Source organism: Azotobacter tropicalis, from assembly GCF_059739045.1.
In genome coordinates this window covers 2599986-2615834 of sequence record NZ_AP046059.1, presented here as the reverse complement: position 1 = coordinate 2615834, position 15849 = coordinate 2599986, and the positions used below count along the sequence as shown (strand labels likewise).

Annotated in this window: 15 protein-coding genes and 1 pseudogene; 4 read left to right on the top strand and 12 right to left on the bottom strand. The window is 66.3% G+C overall.

All coding sequences use genetic code 11. From position 1 onward, the window contains the following. Window positions 1–102: 102 nt before the first annotated feature. Complete coding sequence (locus Atro_RS12430) at window positions 103–339, top strand: hypothetical protein (RefSeq protein ID WP_497922685.1); 237 nt, start codon at window positions 103–105, stop codon at window positions 337–339. 154 nt (window positions 340–493) lie between these two features. Here Atro_RS12430 and Atro_RS12425 read toward each other — a convergent pair whose 3' ends face one another. Both Atro_RS12425 and Atro_RS12420 read right to left on the bottom strand, forming a co-directional pair. Further along, window positions 494–1711, bottom strand: coding sequence for an aldose 1-epimerase family protein (locus Atro_RS12425; RefSeq protein ID WP_497922683.1), 1218 nt, complete (start codon window positions 1709–1711; stop codon window positions 494–496). A 55-nt stretch (window positions 1712–1766) separates the two neighbouring features. After that, entirely contained in the window at window positions 1767–3485 is a 1719-nt protein-coding gene (locus Atro_RS12420) for a glycoside hydrolase family 13 protein (RefSeq protein ID WP_497922681.1), read from the bottom strand. A 645-nt stretch (window positions 3486–4130) separates the two neighbouring features. Here Atro_RS12420 and mgtA point away from each other — a divergent pair. The 3 genes from mgtA to Atro_RS12405 all read left to right on the top strand — a co-directional run bounded on the left by mgtA (window position 4131) and on the right by Atro_RS12405 (window position 9724). Beyond that, on the top strand, window positions 4131–7730 hold the full coding sequence (gene mgtA / locus Atro_RS12415) for a magnesium-translocating P-type ATPase (protein ID WP_497922679.1): 3600 nt from the start codon (window positions 4131–4133) through the stop codon (window positions 7728–7730). A gap of 542 nt (window positions 7731–8272) precedes the next feature. After that, a complete protein-coding gene (locus tag Atro_RS12410; RefSeq protein WP_497922677.1) occupies window positions 8273–8704 on the top strand; it encodes a hypothetical protein in 432 nt (143 codons plus the stop codon). Window positions 8705–9016: 312 nt separating this feature from the next. Next, window positions 9017–9724 (top strand): hypothetical protein, encoded by a 708-nt coding sequence (locus tag Atro_RS12405; RefSeq protein ID WP_497922675.1) that lies wholly within the window; start codon window positions 9017–9019, stop codon window positions 9722–9724. Between the two features lie 183 nt (window positions 9725–9907). Here the strand turns inward: Atro_RS12405 and Atro_RS12400 are convergent. From Atro_RS12400 to Atro_RS12355, 10 genes and pseudogenes are all read right to left on the bottom strand, one after another. Continuing rightward, a pseudogene (locus tag Atro_RS12400) lies at window positions 9908–10158 on the bottom strand (IS30 family transposase); the annotation flags it as partial. A 180-nt stretch (window positions 10159–10338) separates the two neighbouring features. Continuing rightward, window positions 10339–10776 carry a nucleotidyltransferase substrate binding protein gene (locus tag Atro_RS12395; protein ID WP_497922673.1) on the bottom strand — a complete coding sequence of 146 codons (438 nt, stop codon included), beginning with the start codon at window positions 10774–10776 and terminating at the stop codon, window positions 10339–10341. A gap of 99 nt (window positions 10777–10875) precedes the next feature. Next, complete coding sequence (locus Atro_RS12390; RefSeq protein WP_497922672.1) at window positions 10876–11445, bottom strand: AAA family ATPase; 570 nt, start codon at window positions 11443–11445, stop codon at window positions 10876–10878. A gap of 163 nt (window positions 11446–11608) precedes the next feature. Beyond that, window positions 11609–11806, bottom strand: a complete 198-nt coding sequence (locus Atro_RS12385; protein ID WP_497922670.1) for a Nif11-like leader peptide family natural product precursor — start codon at window positions 11804–11806, stop codon at window positions 11609–11611. 13 nt (window positions 11807–11819) lie between these two features. After that, complete coding sequence (gene phnE, locus Atro_RS12380) at window positions 11820–12638, bottom strand: phosphonate ABC transporter, permease protein PhnE (protein ID WP_497922668.1); 819 nt, start codon at window positions 12636–12638, stop codon at window positions 11820–11822. Further along, window positions 12635–13381 (bottom strand): phosphate/phosphite/phosphonate ABC transporter substrate-binding protein, encoded by a 747-nt coding sequence (phnD, locus tag Atro_RS12375; RefSeq protein ID WP_497922666.1) that lies wholly within the window; start codon window positions 13379–13381, stop codon window positions 12635–12637. The genes phnE and phnD overlap by 4 nt, the downstream gene beginning before the upstream one ends. Continuing rightward, window positions 13381–13530 (bottom strand): hypothetical protein, encoded by a 150-nt coding sequence (locus Atro_RS12370; RefSeq protein WP_497922664.1) that lies wholly within the window; start codon window positions 13528–13530, stop codon window positions 13381–13383. Before Atro_RS12370 ends, phnD begins: the two co-directional genes overlap by 1 nt. 12 nt (window positions 13531–13542) lie before the next feature. Next, window positions 13543–14394, bottom strand: a complete 852-nt coding sequence (locus Atro_RS12365; protein WP_497922662.1) for a phosphonate ABC transporter ATP-binding protein — start codon at window positions 14392–14394, stop codon at window positions 13543–13545. Beyond that, complete coding sequence (locus Atro_RS12360; RefSeq protein WP_497922661.1) at window positions 14391–14873, bottom strand: NifB/NifX family molybdenum-iron cluster-binding protein; 483 nt, start codon at window positions 14871–14873, stop codon at window positions 14391–14393. The genes Atro_RS12365 and Atro_RS12360 overlap by 4 nt, the downstream gene beginning before the upstream one ends. Window positions 14874–14929: 56 nt before the next feature. Then, window positions 14930–15835 (bottom strand): hypothetical protein, encoded by a 906-nt coding sequence (locus Atro_RS12355; protein ID WP_497922659.1) that lies wholly within the window; start codon window positions 15833–15835, stop codon window positions 14930–14932. Between the last annotated feature and the right edge of the window lie 14 nt (window positions 15836–15849).

Sequence of the window (15849 nt, the reverse complement as noted above, 5' to 3'; positions counted from 1 at the left end):
TGGGCCGGCGCCTTTGGCGTTCGTGGCCCGGCCGGCGGCGGCTGCGGGCTTCTGGCACGCCGCTGGCATCGCTCCCGGGGCATTCATCACGAGGAACACGCCATGAAGTCACGCGGCATCGTCAACGCCACTCGCCGCCTGGTCGGTGCGCGCAAGCTGGGCAGCGCCACCCTGCTCGGCAAGGCCGAGGAGGAGGCCCGCCACGCCCTGACCCAGGCGCGCGCCTGGATCGAGCGGGCCAATCCGCGCGACGAGGAGGCGCAGCAGAATTTCCGGACCATCGTCGCGGCGACCGAGGATCTGGAGCGCACGCTGCGGGAGGGGGCTGCCCCGGCCTGAGGGCAGCGGCTCCAACGCTCTTACGTAGGAGCCCAGGGCCGGGCGCTCCTGCGCCCCTGAAACGTGCCCACGCAGGAGCGTGGGCACGATCAACTAAGTGGCGCGGGCCGCACCGAAATCGGCGGGTTTCACCCGCCCTACGCCCCGGAAGGACTTACTGCGGCTTGGTCAGATCGACCAGCGGCGCCTCGCGCACCTCGGTCGGCCGGCCGGCCTGGACCTCGTTGACCCGCTGCACGGCTTGCTCCACCGCCGCCTTGTCGGCGAGCAGGGCGAAGCCGACCCGGAAGCGGCGCTGCTCCTTGGGCCCGATGGTCGGCACCAGGCCGAGCGGGCGCTGGAAGCGGCGGTTGTAGGAGAAGCTGGTGCCCGGCTCCAGGCCGGTGACGTAGCCCTGCCCGGCGGTGTCGGTGTTCTTCCACAGGGAGAACACCGGCAGCTGCTGGACGTTGTAGTCGACCCGCACGCCGCGGTCGCCGGCCTGGTTGTGCAGCACGGCCAGGGTGTCGCCCTTGTCGTCGCCGTAGGGGATCAGGTTGTAGACGGTCTCGTCGTAGTCCTTGGTCGGGCCGCGGTAGGTCTGCCAGCCGGCGAGGTCGCCGCGGGCCTTCTCGTTGAACGGCGAAACCTGCTTGACCGGGGCGACGAAGCGCGCACCCTGGCCCAGCAGCGGGGTGCCGAAGTTGTTGTGGTAGAGCGCCTGGTATTCCTTGGGGTAGTCGCCGTTGTTGGTCAGGGTGTCGTCGATGACGAAGCCCGTGGCGCCCGGCGCGGTGCTCAGCTCGGTGGCGATGGCGAAGTCGACCTTCTTGAACGCCTGCTCCTTCAGCTCGCCCCTCAGGCGGATGGCGTACGGCGGCTGCTCGTCGATGCTCAGCACCACCCGAGTAGCCGGAATGTTCGCCGCCCGGCCGTGCAGGGTGAGCAGTTCGCCGTTGTCCATGCCGGGGTGGCCGACCCACTCGTAGCCGCAGCGGGTGACCAGCTCGTTGAAGCCCTCCAGCCAGCCGAGGCCGCCGCGGCCGTTCTGCTCGATGAACGCCGGGTTGACCACCTCCTTGACCGGCGAGTCCCAGCCCAGGCGGACGTCGCCGGCCACCGCGCGCAGCACGTTCATGCCGCGGGTCGGCACCACGGTGATGGTCATCGCGCCGGTGTCGATGTCGATCAGGCTGACGCCCTCCTGGAGGCCGCCGTGCAGGGTGCGCAGGCTGACCGAGAACGGCTTGTCGGTCTGGATGCCCAGTTGCTGGCTGTCGATCTTCCAGTTCTGTGCCGGCTTGTCGGCATCGAGCAGGACATAGTCCCGGGCCAGGGCAGAGGTGGTGCCGACGATGGCGGCCAGGCTGATGAGGCAGGAAAGCTTGTTCATGGTGACCCTTCTTTTCTTGTGATGAGGCAGCCGCGAAGGCTGCCCCGGATTGCGATTACGTCCGTTTCAGCCAGACCGCAGTATTACCCGGCAGCTTGCCCGCCTCCGGCAGCGCTTCGCTGGACAGCAGCACCTGGCTGCCTTCCGGCAGCGCTGCGGCCTGTGTTCCCATGTTGATCAGCACGCGCAGGTCGCCATTGTCGAAGGCCAGCACGTCCTTCCCAGCGTCGACCCACTGCAGCTTGCCGTCGCCCAGCTTGTGCTCATGGCGCAGCTCCAGGATCTTCCGGTACAGGTTCAGCGTGGAATCGGCGGAGCCTTCCTGGCGGTCCACGGCATAGCGCGCGTAGGCGGCCGGCTGCGGCAGCCAGGTCTTGTCGCCCGGGCCGAAGCCGAAGGACGGGGCGTCTGCCTTCCAGGGCAGCGGCACGCGGCAGCCGTCGCGGCCGACTTCCTCGCCCTTGGTGCGCAGGAACATCGGGTCCTGGCGGTACTGGCCTTCCATGGTGGTGTGCTCGGGCAGGCCCAGCTCCTCGCCCTGGTAGATATAGGTCGAGCCGGGCAGGGCCAGGGTCAGCATGGCCAGGGCGCGGGCCCGGCGCAGGCCGAGCGCCTCGTCCGGCTGCGCGCTGGCGGGGCCGATGCCGTTGCCCGGCAGGGCATGCTTGCCCAGCGCCTCGAGGCCGTAGCGCGAGGGCGCGCGCACGGTGTCGTGGTTGGAGGTCACCCAGGTGGTCGGCGCGCCCACCGTGGCGGTCAGGGCCATCGAACTGTCGATGACTTCCTTGAAGGCGCCCGCGTCCCATTGGGTCATCAGGTATTCGAAATTGAACGCCTGGTCCATCTCGTCGGGGCGCACGTAATGGGTCAGGCGCTCGCGCGGGGTGACCCAGGCCTCGGCCACCAGGATGCGCTGGCCGGGGTACTGGTCGAGAACCTTGCGCCAGGAGCGGTAGATCTCGTGCACGCCGTCCTGATCCCACATCGGGCCGACCAGCGCGCCGGCGTTCTCGCGGCCTTCCTCGACCGGCAGATCGGCCAGTCCCTTCTCCTTGATCAGGCCGTGCGCCACGTCGACGCGGAAGCCGTCCACGCCGCGCTCCAGCCAGAAGCGCAGCACCTGCTCGAACTCGGCGCGCACCTGCGGGTTGTCCCAGTTGAGGTCCGGCTGCTTGCTGTCGAACAGGTGCAGGTACCACTGCTTCTCGCCCGGCACCCGGTCCCAGGCGGCCTTGCCGAACACGCTCGGCCAGTTGTTCGGCGGCAGCTCGCCGTTCTCGCCCCGGCCGTCGCGGAAGATGTAGCGGGCGCGTTCGGGGCTGCCGGGCGGCGACTTCAGCGCGGCCTGGAACCAGGCGTGCTCGTCGGAGGTGTGGTTGGGCACCAGATCGACGATCACCTTCATGCCGCGGGCATGGGCCTCCTTCAGCAGGCGCTCGAACTCCTCGGTGCTGCCGAACATCGGATCGACCACCCGGTAGTCGGCCACATCGTAGCCGGCGTCGGCCTGGGGCGACTTGTAGAAGGGCGACAGCCAGAGCGCGTCCACGCCCAGCCTGTCCAGGTAGGGCAGCCGCGAGATGACGCCCGACATGTCGCCAATGCCGTTGCCATCGCCATCGGCGAAGGAGCGCGGATAGATCTGGTAGATCACCGAATGGCGCGACCAGTCCTCGCCGGTCTGGCCGGCCGCGTGGGCGCCGGGGTGGAGCGACGCCAGGGACAGCGCCAGAGCGGTCATGACGGTGGTGCCGAGGAACTTACGACGAAACATACAAGCTTCCTATTGTTGGGATTATCGGTAAGCAGGACGCGCACTTCCTTGCGTGTTGCGGTTCTTCCTGGGGGATGCGGTCTGAAACACGGGCAACGGTGACGGCTGGGCATGGCGCGGGAGGGCCGCCCGCCAGGCAGGGGACAGTGATGAGCGGGGCGGGAGAGTCGCCCACGGGGCGAGCGCCAGGATGGCTGGAGGCATGGGACACCTTGTCGGCAGACACCGCTGTCTTCGCCGGGCGTAGCGCCACGGAGCGGAGCGTCGTCGCCGTCTTGTTGTTCTTGTCGGTTGCCGGGGCCGTTCCGAAACGGGCGGTGGTCCTGGCAAGGGTCTTGGTACCGGGATATCGCTACCTTAGTAGGGGGTTTTCCATTTGACAAGATGTCGGCTTATCAATTGGTTTTCGCCGGAATTGTTCTTAGGTAAAACGATTCATCCAGATAAATGCACATCCTCGCACGATCGCGCCGGCAGCCGGGCAGATCGCGGCCGCCGGTAGCCGAGGCGCTGCGCAAAAGCCCCGCGGAAGCCGTGAACACGCCGTCTCCGCTGCTCGAGGGCGTGACACCCTGCCCGCTCCCGGACAGCCGCCGCGCTGGCTACGCTGTAGAGGTGTGCCCGCGTCGCCGGCAAGGGGGAGAAATGACCAGTTCCAACGACATGGATTCGTCCGCCGGCACCCTCGGCAGCGGCTCCCCGCGCTTGTTGCAGCCGCTGCGGCGGCTGTGGAGTTCCTGGCTGTTCGGCGCGGCGACCCTGGCGGCGGTGGTGGGGGTGGCCCTGCATCGCGCCGAGGCCGAGGCGTTCGCCCGCCTGGTCGAGCAGGTCGAGCCGGGCTGGTTCGTCCTGGCCCTGGCGCTGCAGGCGCTGACCTATCTGTCCCAGGGCCAGCTCTACCGCAGCGTGGCGCGCGCCGGCCAAGCCCGCCTGCCGCTGCTCGGCGCCTGCCGGCTGGGGCTGATGAAACTGTTCGTCGACCAGGCGCTGCCGACCTACGGGGTCAGCGGAACCCTGGCGGTCACCGCGGCCTTCGAGCGCCTGGCCATCCCGCGCCCGGTGGCCATGGCCTGCCTGGCGGTCAGCCTGAGCTCCTACCTGCTCGCCTATGCGCTGGCGCTGGCCGTGGCGCTCGGCATCGCGGTCGCCGAGGGGCATGCCACGCTGCTGCTGCTGGTGGCCGGCACGCTGTTCGCCCTCGGCAGCCTGGCGGTCGGGTTGGGCGTGGCGCTGCTGGCCGGCGGCGGCCTGCCGGGCTGGCTGCAACGCCTCGACGGCGGCGCCTGGGTCGAGCGCGGCCTGGCGCTGATCGGCGAGGCCGACCGGCGGCTGACCCGCAACCCGCGCCTGCTGGCGCTGGCCGTGGCCCTCGACCTGGGCATCGTCCTGCTGGATGCCACCAGCCTCTGGGCGCTGGTCCATTCGCTGGGCGGCGAAGTGCCCTGGAGCGGGGCGTTCGCCGGCTACATGCTGGCCTGCGTGCTGCGCAGCATCGGCGTCACGCCGGGCGGCCTCGGCGTCTTCGAGGCGGCGGCGGTGACCACCCTGCACTGGGCCGGCGTGCCGCTGGCGGTGGCGCTGTCGGCGACCCTGCTGTTTCGCGGACTGAGCTTCTGGCTGCCGATGCTGCCCGGCCTGCTGGTCACCCGCAGGGCGCTGCGCACGCCGCAGGCGGCGCCGGCGGCGAGCGGCGAGGCCTGGTGGAGCTGGACGGCGGAGCAGGCCTGCGCCGCCCTGGACAGCCGCGCCGAAGGGCTCGCCGGCCCGGCGGCCGCCGCCCGCGCCGGCGCCGGCCGGACCGCGGAACAGGCCCGCCCCCGCGGTCTGCCGCGGATGTTCCTCGAACAGCTGCGCAGCCCGCTGGTGCTGATCCTGATCTTCGCCAGCGTGGTCTCGCTGGTGGTCCACGACTGGCTGGACGCGGCCATCGTGCTGGTCATCGTGCTGGTCAGCGCGCTGCTCGGCGCCGGCCAGGAATACCGCGCCTCCCACGCCCTGGAGCAGCTGCGCCGGCGCGTGGCGATCACCGCCCGGGTGCGCCGCGACGGCACGCTGGTCGAGATTCCGGCCGGCGAGGTGGTGCCGGGCGACGTGGTCGAGCTGTCCGCCGGCAGCCTGATCCCCGCCGACGGGCTGGTACTGGCGGCGCGCGACTGCTTCGTCAGCCAGGGTCTTTTGACCGGCGAGACCTTCCCGGTGGAGAAGCGCCCGGGGCAGGCCCGGCCCGAGGCGAGCCTCGCCGAGCGCGACAACTGCCTGTTCATGGGCAGCTCGCTGCGCAGCGGCACGGCGACCCTGCTGGCGGTGCGCACTGGCGCCGACAGCGAGTACGGGCAGATCGCCCGCAGCCTGAGCCTGCGCCCGCCGGAAACCGAGTTCGAGCGCGGCCTGCGCCACTTCGGCACCCTGTTGCTCAAGGTGATGCTGCTGATGGTGGTCGGCGTGCTGGCGGCCAACATCCTGCTCGAACGGCCCACGGTGGACACCCTGCTGTTCGCCATCGCCCTGGCGGTCGGCCTGTCCCCCGAGCTGCTGCCGGCGATCCTCGGCATCACCCTGGCCCAGGGCGCGCAGCGCATGGCCCGGCGCGGGGTGATCGTGCGTCACCTGAACGCCATCGAGAACCTCGGCGCCATGGACGTGCTGTGCACCGACAAGACCGGCACCCTGACCCGCGGCGTGGTGCAGCTCGACGGCGCGCTGGACGAGCGCGGCGAGCCCTCGGCGCGCTGCCTGCTGCTCGCCAGCCTCAACGCCAGCCTGCAGACCGGGCTGGCCAACGCCCTGGACGCCGCGCTGGTCGCTACGGCGCAGGAGCAGGGCCTCGACCTCGGCGCCTATCGCAAGCTCGACGAGATCCCCTACGACTTCGTGCGCAAGCGCCTCGCAGTGGTCGTCGAGGGCGCCGACGGGCAGGCGCTGATGATCGTCAAGGGCGCGCTGGACAAGGTGCTGGAGCGTTGCACGCGGATCGGCGAGGGCGAGGCGGCGGCGCCGCTGGACGAGGCGGCACTGGCCGCGCTCCGCGAGCGCTACGCGCAGTGGAGCGCCCAGGGCTACCGGGTGCTCGGCCTGGCCAGCCGGCCGGTGACGCGCCTGGCGCGCTACGCCGAGCGCGACGAGAGCGAGCTGGCCTTCGCCGGCTTCCTGCTGTTCTTCGACCCGCCCGAGCCCGGCGTGCGCGACACCCTGCAGGCCCTCGGCCGGCTCGGCGTGGCGGTGAAGATCATCAGCGGCGACAACCGCCTGGTCACCGGCCATGTCGCCGAGGCGGTCGGCATCTCCGCCGAACGGGTGATCACCGGCGGCGAGCTGCTGCAGATGCGCGACGAGGAACTGCTCAACCTGGCGCCGCAGGTGGCGCTGTTCGCCGAGGTCGACCCCAACCAGAAGGAGCGGATCATCCTCGCCCTGCAGAAGACCGGCCACGTGGTCGGCTTTCTCGGCGACGGCATCAACGACGCCCCGGCGCTGCACGCGGCCGACGTCGGCGTCTCGGTGGACCAGGCGGTGGACGTGGCCAAGGAAGCGGCCGACTTCGTGCTCCTGCGCCACGACCTGGACCTGCTGCGCCAGGGTATCGACGAAGGCCGCCACACCTTCGCCAACACCCTCAAGTACATCTTCATCACCACCAGCGCCAACTTCGGCAACATGATCAGCATGGCTCTGGCCTCGCTGTTTCTGCCCTTCCTGCCGCTCTTGGCCAAGCAGATCCTGCTCAACAACTTCCTCTCCGACATCCCGGCGATGGGCATCGCCGGCGACAACGTCGACCGCGAATGGGAGCGCACCCCGCACCACTGGAACATCCGCGAGGTGCGCAACTTCATGGTGGTGTTCGGGCTGGTCAGCTCGGCCTTCGACCTGCTGACCTTCGGCGCGCTGTTCTACTTCGTCGGCGAACGGCCCGAACTGTTCCGCACCGGCTGGTTCGTCGAGTCGCTGCTCACCGAGCTGGCGATCATCTTCGTGGTGCGCACCTACAAACCCCTCTACCGCAGCCGCCCCGGCCGCCTGCTGCTGACCAGCACCCTGGCGGTGATGCTGCTCACCGTGCTGCTGCCCTACACCCCGGCCGGCAGCTGGTTCGATCTCGTCCCCCTGCCGCCGGGACTCTTGGCGATGATCGGGGTGATCACCTTGCTTTACGCAGCGGCGTCGGAGGCGGTGAAGCGGCGGTTTTATGCGGTGGCGAGAAGGCCGAGGAGTGCGGAGCGGAGGTATCGGGGGCTACCTGGGTAGAGTGCAGTTGGGCGCTTGCGCAGGGCGTCCGCCGTACCTGTAGGCCCCGGCTGAGCAGTCATGGATTAGTCGAGTCGTAAACAGGCCAGTTTTTATAAAATCAAAATGCCATTACTATGCGTGTGAAATTACCATATGGCTCTGTGGGCTTTTTTCGGCAATGGTGCCTGCCATGCTCTCTATCTCCATATTTAATTGTTGCTCTGTCTTTATCGTCCTTCGAGTTGGCCGGCTTGGGTGTGCTTTGCGGTGCCTTTCTTCTTTATTTTATGGGGGTGTAAAAGTAGAAAGGGGATAGGCATGGGGCGTTAGAGCAGGTATGTCAGAGTAATGTGGTCATTGAGGATTGCCTCTCCTTCTCATGATGCCATGGAAGAGCCTCACGCAGATGAATATGTAGTTTCCGAAAAAGTAGTTTCTTGCCAAAAATCCATTGCGGATGGAAGTCTTGGAGAGTGCAAGGGCGTTATTTAAAGTGTGCTGTTTTGATAAGCTGTGTATTTGTTGTCTGGTAGTGGTTAATTTTCTTGGGTGGTGGGGTTGTGTCTAAGGTGGAAAGTAAGAAGCCATTAAATATAATACTAAAAGAGGCCAGATCAGAGTCTATGGTCAAGTGGATTGGCAGGCTTGAAGAGGAAACGGAGATTGTATCTTCTGGTGGTGCGCCAACTGAAAGAATGGAGGACTTGATTGAGAAGATTAAATTGGCTATTGAATCGGGTGGGAGTTTGGATGTCTCTATAAATCAGTTAGTCCAAAGCTCCTACAAACAAGGAGTGCAAGATGGGTTTTCCAAAGCGTTGTCAAAGTTCCAAGATGGCTCAATAACTACGCGGAAGGTTCCTAAGGAGCTCTCATGGACTTTAAGTACTTCCTCGACTCAATACCAAGTAACTGCAAGGCTGCCAACGGTAGAGGGTGGGGAGCAGAGATCTACAGTGATCATTAAGCTAAGTGCTTATGGGTTTAAGTAGCCAAAAGCTAATAAGGTGGCTAATGCAAGGTGGCTAGGCTCTTGTGGTTTTTGAGGATATCGTCAAGCCAGCTATATGGTCAAGGTTAATCAAGAAATTTATAAGGTGGCTAAAGATCATGGTTTTTGGTTGTTGTTTAACTTAATTGTTGGGCCAGTGGCTTGTTAGGCTGAGGGGTCAAGCCAAGTCTCTCCTGCCGGCTGTTATTTTGACGTTGATGAAGAGAAGATGGCAATTGGGCGCTTGCTATGGGAATTAATAATTTAGATATATATGAGACTTTAAGGAAATGAGTCGGAGAAATGGCCAATCATGTTGCCAGTGCTGATCGCTCCTGTTATCTACTTTGGAGCTCGTTATGCTGCCAGGACACTTGTGCAAAAAGCTGTGGACCAAGGGGTACGTGACGGTGTCGGTAGGGCCCGGAGCGAGGTCTCGACTCAGGTTCGTCAGATGCTCCGGGGGTATTTAATAACAGTGCTAATAAACGTAGCGTCAATCAGCCTCGCCGTGGTTGCCACTGGGGTGGTGCTCACGGAAGAAGCCGGAAAATTATTAGTTTGTTCTGTTTACTTAGTGTCCGTAGTCACGGGCACTTTTAGTGCTGTCGGCTATCTGCCGAAAGGAATAGAGCTGGCTCGCCACCGATTCAAAATTAAAAGCTATATTCAAGCGCAAATTTATGCTGAGGCATTGAAAGAGGCGCGCAAAGAAATTAATAGTCTCGGAAGCGTGAAACGGCTCTTTAACCAGCTTTGGGGCAAGTCGCCGCATGAGCTTGCACATGCCATCTCGCATCGAACTATAGAGACGGTGATGAAAGAGATTACTGTAAAACTATTACAGATTGGCGTGGCAATGCTTTTTTATGTTGTGCTCTTTCGTATGGGAGTTGCCCCCATGCTCATCGGAGGTTCGACTGGGCTTACACTGCTGCAATCGCTGCTCTGGCCATTCGCATACAGCTTGGATTTCTTCACTGGGAGCGAGCTTGCAATTTTTATTGAGCACATGAGCTAACTTTATCCTGGATTCGCTGATAGATTTCATTAGATTTAGTCATATGAAACAGAGGTGCTGATGTGCAAATTCAGGATCTAATTGAGATTAGAGGCTGGAAATTTATTTGAGTCGGAGCTGCTGCGTAGCTAAGCTCAACTCAAGAGTTAGCGATGGTTGTTACAGAGCCTGAGTGCAGCATGATTACTGGATGGAAGCAGGCACAGCATGATGCAGCGCTATTGCTTCCGTCATCAATTTGATCGGAAATTCAAACTCGGAGTGTTTGCGCTACCGGATATTCGGCTTATAGGCAATCGTATTTAGCTGCTTTTGGCTGTAGACCGTCAGGTTCGTGCCCTTGGGCAAGTAGTGGCGGATCAGCCCGTTGATGTTCTCGTTGCTGCCGCGCTGCAAAAGGGGCGGCCGCAGAAATAGATCTCCACGCCGGCCTTCTAAAAACGATAAAACCCGTCTGCTGGCAGTTGCACCGATCTTTTACAGAACCATCATCGACGCACAGTTGCCCTTGGCGCGGGCCCTATAGAGCACGGCCTGTTCGACGCACAGAAACTGGTCGAGCACCTAGCGGATGGACTCGACGACCTGCGGCGGAAGGCCGATTTCCTCGGGCGTCATGCGTTCGGCTCCGCCCGGCTGGAAAGCACACGCTCCAGCGCCTTGAGCAGCGGATGATGCTGTTGCCGGATATTGAGCAGGATCGCTTCGGCGGTTTCTTCGTTGTAGGTGTGCGAGGTGCGGTTGCGGTCGGTCAGCATCTGCATCCAGCCCTGTCCATCGGCGATCAGGCCGGCGCTGAAGGCTTCGCGGATGGTATCGCGTGGGCCGACGATTCCTTCGATGCCTTGCCAGACGAGGAAATCTTTCAGCGTGTTCCAGCCCCGCTCGTAGCTGCATTCGAACACATGAAACGCTCCCTGCCTTTCCAGTTTCGACAGGGGCCGCCGGCTCATCAGTTTCATGGCTTCGTCGAGTTGCAGCAGGGCCTTGCCGAAGCTGTGCAGCCGCCGTTGCTTGTGAGGATCGGGAGCGTTCATTTCCAGCCCTTTCAAGGTCTTGCACTTTCCTATTCGGGAGGCCGATGGAGCAGGCCTCGGTAGGAGCGAATTTATTCGCGATGGTGCGGCTTCCTGTCGTGAATAAGTTCGCTCCTACAGCAGTGTTGGTAGACTGCCAACCGCCGCGATCACCCGCCTTACCGCCTCTTCCTCATCCGCCCCCGTCATATCCACCTGCAGATCGCAGCGCGCCCGGAGTTCGGTCATGACCACGCCCCGGAATGCCGGGTCCAGGCTCTGGCGGTCGGCGAGGCTCATTTCCCCGCGGGCGCCCAGGCGGCGGAGGCGTTCGGCCTCGTCCAGGGTGAGCAGCACCGAGACGTCCGGGCGCGGCAGGGCCGGGAGCAGGGCGTCGAAGTCGGCCTCGACGCCGCGTGCCCGGGCGTAGGCGATGGTGGAGGCCAGGAAGCGGTCCATCACCACGGTCCGGCCGGCGTCCGCCGCGGCCCGCGCCCTGGTGCCCTCGGCGGCGGCGATGGCGAGGTAGAACAGGGCGTGGGCGATCTTGGCGTCACCCAGCACGCTGTGGATCTGCTCGCGCAGCGGTTTGACCGCCGGGCCGGGCATGCTCATGGCGATCCCGCCGAGCGCGGCGGCCAGGTTGCGGACCAGGGTCGTCTTGCCGACGCCGTCCAGGGATTCGATGACGATGAAGCGGGCCATGGGGACTCCTGTCGGTGGTTCCTTCTTTCCTCAGCATAAGCGCTCGGACGCGAGCGGGGGCGGCGCAGCGGGAACCTGGAGGCGCACATGGGTACACGAAAAAAGCGCCGACCGGCAGGGAGTCCGGTCGGCGCAAGGCCAGAGTCGCAGGGGAGGGTGTTGTTCAGAGGGGATTGATGCCGTATTCGGCGTAGATCTCGTCCTGGGCCTGGCGGAACTCGTTCATGCTGAACTCGAAGCCGTGCTCCTTGAGCAGCGCCCAGCTCGCTTCTTCGTCTTCCGCGCCTTCGTTGACCAGGTTCTTGAACGCTTCGTCGCTGCGCATGCGGTTGATGTAGGCCTTGGCGGATTCGACACTCATCGGAAATGCCTCCTTAAGCGGTGGTGGGGTCGAGGAAACGGCGGCGGATCTGCGCGCCGAGCAGGTTGACGAGGCTGACCAGCGCCAGCAGGACGGCGATCAGGGCCAGGGCCTCGCGGTATTCGAAGAGGTGGAAGGCGGTGACGATCTCCAGCCCCAGGCCGCCGGCACCGATCGCGCCCAGGGTGGTGGCGGCGCGGATGTTGTGTTCCCAGCGGTAGAGGGCGACATCGACCAGTCGCGGCAGCACCTGCGGCAGCACGCCGAAGCGCAGCACGCCGAGCACCGGGGCGCCCTGGCTGCGCAGCGCGTCCACCGGGGCGCGGTCGACGTGCTCGAAGATCTCGGCGAAGAACTTGCCGAGCATGCCGGTGGAGTGGGTGGCCAGCGCCAGCACGCCGGGCAGCGGGCCGAAGCCCACCGCGGCGACGAACAGGATGCCCCACACCAGGCTGGGGATCGAACGGATGGCGTTGAGCAGCAGCAGGACCAACTGGCGCAGCGGCGCGGGCGCCTGGCCGCCGGCCGCCAGGGCGCCGAGCGGCAGGGCGACGAGGATGCCACCGACGGTGCCGGCGACGCTCATGGTCAGAGTGTCGAGCAGCGGCTTGCTCCAGTGTTCCCAGCGCTCGAACACCGGCGGCCAGGCGTCGCCGGCCAGCGTCCAGAGGGTCGGCAGCAGCTCGCGGTAGCGCTCGGCATCGAGCGCGCCGGTATAGCCGGTGGCCAGCAGCACCACGCCGAGGCCGACCAGCAGCGCGAGGCGCGACAGCCAGGCGCGTTGCGCCGTTGCCTTCAGCAGCGCCTGGCGCTGGGCGAAGGCGGCGCTCATGGCTTCACCGTCACGGCTTCGGGATGCTCGCGCTCGACCACCGAGATCCACTCGCGCACCCGGTCGACGTCGGCATCGACGCTGGGGATGAAGGCCTCGGCACGGAACACGCCGAGCGCCGCCGGGTCGCTGGTGCTGACGAAGGCCTGGCGGATCCTCTCCTTCAGCTCCGGCGCCAGGCCCTCGCGGAAGGTCCACATGTATTCGGGGATCGCCGGCGAGTCGGCCAGCACGCGCACCTTGGCGGGGTCGAGCTTGCCTTCCTTGAGCAGGCGTTCGTAGATCGGTCTGGACAGGCCGCCGGCGGCGACCTTCTTGCTGGCGACGGCCAGCGCCACCGCATCGTGGGCGCCGAGCACGCGCAGGGTGTAGTCGCGTCCGGAGACCAGGCCGGCGTCGGCCAGCATCCAGCGCGGCACCCAGGTGCCCGAGGTGGAGGCCGGATCGCCGAAGGCGACGTCCTGGCCGCGCAGGTCCTGGAAGCTGCGCGCCGGGCTGTCGGCCGGGACGATCAGCACCGCCTGGAAGGTCGGGCCGACCTGGGCGTGGCTCGGGCGGGCGAAGGGTTCGAGCCTGGCGCGCTGGCTCTGCAGGATGTAGGTCACAGGCCCCAGGTAGGCGATGTCGATGCGACCGAAGCGCAGCGCCTCGCCGGTCGCCGCGTAGTTGGCGCCGACGGTCAGTTCGACGGGCATGCCGAGGGTCTTTTCCAGGTGCGCGCGCAGCGGTTCGTTGAGGCGCATCACGGTGGGCGCTGACTCGCCGGCAGCAGGCCGATGGTCAGCTTCTTCGGCAGGGCCGCGTCGTCGGCGTGGGCGGCGAGGGCGGCGAGGGCGGCCGGCAGGAGCAGCGCGGCGAACAGCGGGCGCAGGCGTTTGAGCAGTCGGGTCATGGGGCGTTCCTTTTACTGGGGGCGGCTGGGCTCCGGGGCTGGGTGCAGGGGGAACAGGCGCGCCTGGGCGGCGGCGTCGAAGCGCGACGGCGGGCCGTCGAAGGCGATCCGGCCGTCGGCCAGGCCGACGATGCGCTCGGCCAGCCGGCGGGCCAGATCGAGCTGGTGCAGGACGATCACCAGGGTCAGCGCGTGGTCGCGCACCAGGCGGCGGAATTCGCCGGCCAGGCGCTCGGCGAGGGCCGGATCGACCGAGGCGAAGGGTTCGTCGGCGAGCAGCAGGCGCGGCTCGCGCACCAGGGCGCGGGCGATGCCGACGCGCTGGCGCTCGCCGCCGCTGAGCCGGGCGACCGGCTCGAGGGCCTTGCCGAGCAGGCCGACCTCGGCGAGGGCGGCGAGGGCCTGCTCGCGCATCGCCCGCGGCCAGGGCAGCGGCGACAGCGGGTGGCGGCGGTCGGCCAGGCCGAGCAGCACGTTGTCCAGCGCCGAGAGGCGGGCGATCAGCGCATGCTCCTGGAACACCGTGGCGCTGCTGCGCCGGTGGGCGAGCAGGCTGGCCGGGGTCTGCAGGCGGCCGATGCCATCCACGCTCAACGTGCCGGAGGCGGGCGGCAGCAGGCCGTTGAGGGTGGCCAGCAGGGTGCTCTTGCCGATCCCCGAGGGGCCGACGATGGCGGTGATGCTGCCGCGGCGGATCTCCAGGTCGAGGCCGTCGAGGATGCGCTTGCCGCTCCGTTCGATCGACACCCGGTCGAGGCGCAGCAGCACCGGCGAGCCGCCCGCGGCCAGCGCCGGCGTGTCGTGTCCGGAGGTTGCGGTGCCGGCGAGGGCGCGTTCGAGGGGCAGCTGGTAGACGCCGCTCATGCCTCGCGCTCGATCAGGTAGTCGGGGTTGCGCACCCCGTAGCCCAGCGCCTTGCGCAGCCACAGCGGCGGGTTGCTGCCCATCATCCGCTGCAGGTGCTCGACCACCTCGTCGATCTCGCGGGGGTGCTGCATCTTCACCGGGAAGACCCCGGCGTTCTTCACCTTGACCGCGGCGAAGTCGCTGAGGGCGAGGGTGAAGAGCACGGCGCAACCCGCCATGGCGTCGACGCGCAGCTGGATCTGGTCGACCGAGGCGCCGCCGGTCGGATCGCCCATGGAGCAGCCACCGCCGCCGCCGGGGCCGCGCTTGCCCTCGCCGCCCTTGCCACCGCCCTTGAACTGCACGACGTCGAGGAAGTTGGCCTCGTCGTAGGTGACGTCGTAGATGACGATCTGCTTGGCGGTGGCGAAATTGGCGTCGACCTGCAGCAGGTCGTTGCTGGTGATGGCGATTTTCAGATGACCGATCTCGTTCATGTCCGTGTCCTCGGGGTGGCTCGGGCGGGCGCCGGGCGCGGCCCGGCGCGCGGGGTTCAGGTCATCGGCAGGCCGACGACGTTCTTCTCGTGGGCGAAGCGCAGGCGGAAGGCGTCCGGCAGCTTCGTCCCGCCGTCCGTGCGCGCCTGCCAGCGGGGCAGCTCGGCGACGGCGATGCGCCCGGCCTTCAGGGCCTCGACCGGCACGATGTACAGGCGGTCGTCGAGGCTGATGTAGAAATCGATCGGGTGGCGGGCGGCGTTTTCGCCGTACTTGCCCAGGTCGATGCGGTAGTGGCCGTCCTCTTCGAGCAGCAGGCGCGGGTTGTCGCAGTCCAGGCGGACATGACGGTTGAACCAGCACGTGTGGCGGAACTGGAACAGCACCCGGTCGTCGTCGGCGAAGGCGCGGATCTCGGCGACGATGTCGGCGTAGTACTGGCCGAGCAGCAGTTCCTCGTAGGCGTCGCTGTAGGGCTGGTCGAAGGATTCGAGGTAGCAGGCGACGCAGGCGGCGAGCAGTTCGAGGCCGCTCTGGCTGATCAAAAGGCTCAGCGCGCAGCGGTTGTAGGTGCAGCTGGCGCGGATCAGGCCGTCGTCGCGGATCTCGATGGCGCCGTTCTGCTGGATCGCTGCGGCGCGGAACACGCGCAGGATGCGGAAGACCTCGGCCATCAGCTTCTCCGCCGGGGTGCGGCGCGGCAGGGCGAGGTAGCGTTGCCAGCTGCCGAGGCCAGCCAGCGACGGGTCGCGGGACTCCTGCCAGTCGGCGAGCAGGGCGTAGGCGCTGGTCAGGGCCAGGGTCAGGCGGGCCGGCACGCGGCGAGCGGTCTCGCTTTCCGGCTCGGCGAAGTTCAGGCGCCGCGGGCGGGTGTAGGGTTCGATGGGGCGGTGTTCCGGTCGGGCGCACAGCTCGCCGAAGCACGCGCGGTAGTGGGCGACCATTTCCTGTCGCTGTTTCATGGCTCTCTCCCGAA

Excerpts from the sequence above, each read along its gene's own strand:
- Atro_RS12430 (WP_497922685.1), top strand. The coding sequence starts at position 103 with ATGAAGTCACGCGGCATCGTCAACGCCACTCGCCGCCTGGTCGGTGCG.
- Atro_RS12425 (WP_497922683.1), bottom strand. The coding sequence starts at position 1,711 with ATGAACAAGCTTTCCTGCCTCATCAGCCTGGCCGCCATCGTCGGCACC.
- Atro_RS12420 (WP_497922681.1), bottom strand. The coding sequence starts at position 3,485 with ATGTTTCGTCGTAAGTTCCTCGGCACCACCGTCATGACCGCTCTGGCG.
- mgtA (WP_497922679.1), top strand. The coding sequence starts at position 4,131 with ATGACCAGTTCCAACGACATGGATTCGTCCGCCGGCACCCTCGGCAGC.
- Atro_RS12405 (WP_497922675.1), top strand. The coding sequence starts at position 9,017 with ATGTTGCCAGTGCTGATCGCTCCTGTTATCTACTTTGGAGCTCGTTAT.
- Atro_RS12390 (WP_497922672.1), bottom strand. The coding sequence starts at position 11,445 with ATGGCCCGCTTCATCGTCATCGAATCCCTGGACGGCGTCGGCAAGACG.
- Atro_RS12385 (WP_497922670.1), bottom strand. The coding sequence starts at position 11,806 with ATGAGTGTCGAATCCGCCAAGGCCTACATCAACCGCATGCGCAGCGAC.
- phnE (WP_497922668.1), bottom strand. The coding sequence starts at position 12,638 with ATGAGCGCCGCCTTCGCCCAGCGCCAGGCGCTGCTGAAGGCAACGGCG.
- phnD (WP_497922666.1), bottom strand. The coding sequence starts at position 13,381 with ATGCGCCTCAACGAACCGCTGCGCGCGCACCTGGAAAAGACCCTCGGC.
- Atro_RS12370 (WP_497922664.1), bottom strand. The coding sequence starts at position 13,530 with ATGACCCGACTGCTCAAACGCCTGCGCCCGCTGTTCGCCGCGCTGCTC.
- Atro_RS12365 (WP_497922662.1), bottom strand. The coding sequence starts at position 14,394 with ATGAGCGGCGTCTACCAGCTGCCCCTCGAACGCGCCCTCGCCGGCACC.
- Atro_RS12360 (WP_497922661.1), bottom strand. The coding sequence starts at position 14,873 with ATGAACGAGATCGGTCATCTGAAAATCGCCATCACCAGCAACGACCTG.
- Atro_RS12355 (WP_497922659.1), bottom strand. The coding sequence starts at position 15,835 with ATGAAACAGCGACAGGAAATGGTCGCCCACTACCGCGCGTGCTTCGGC.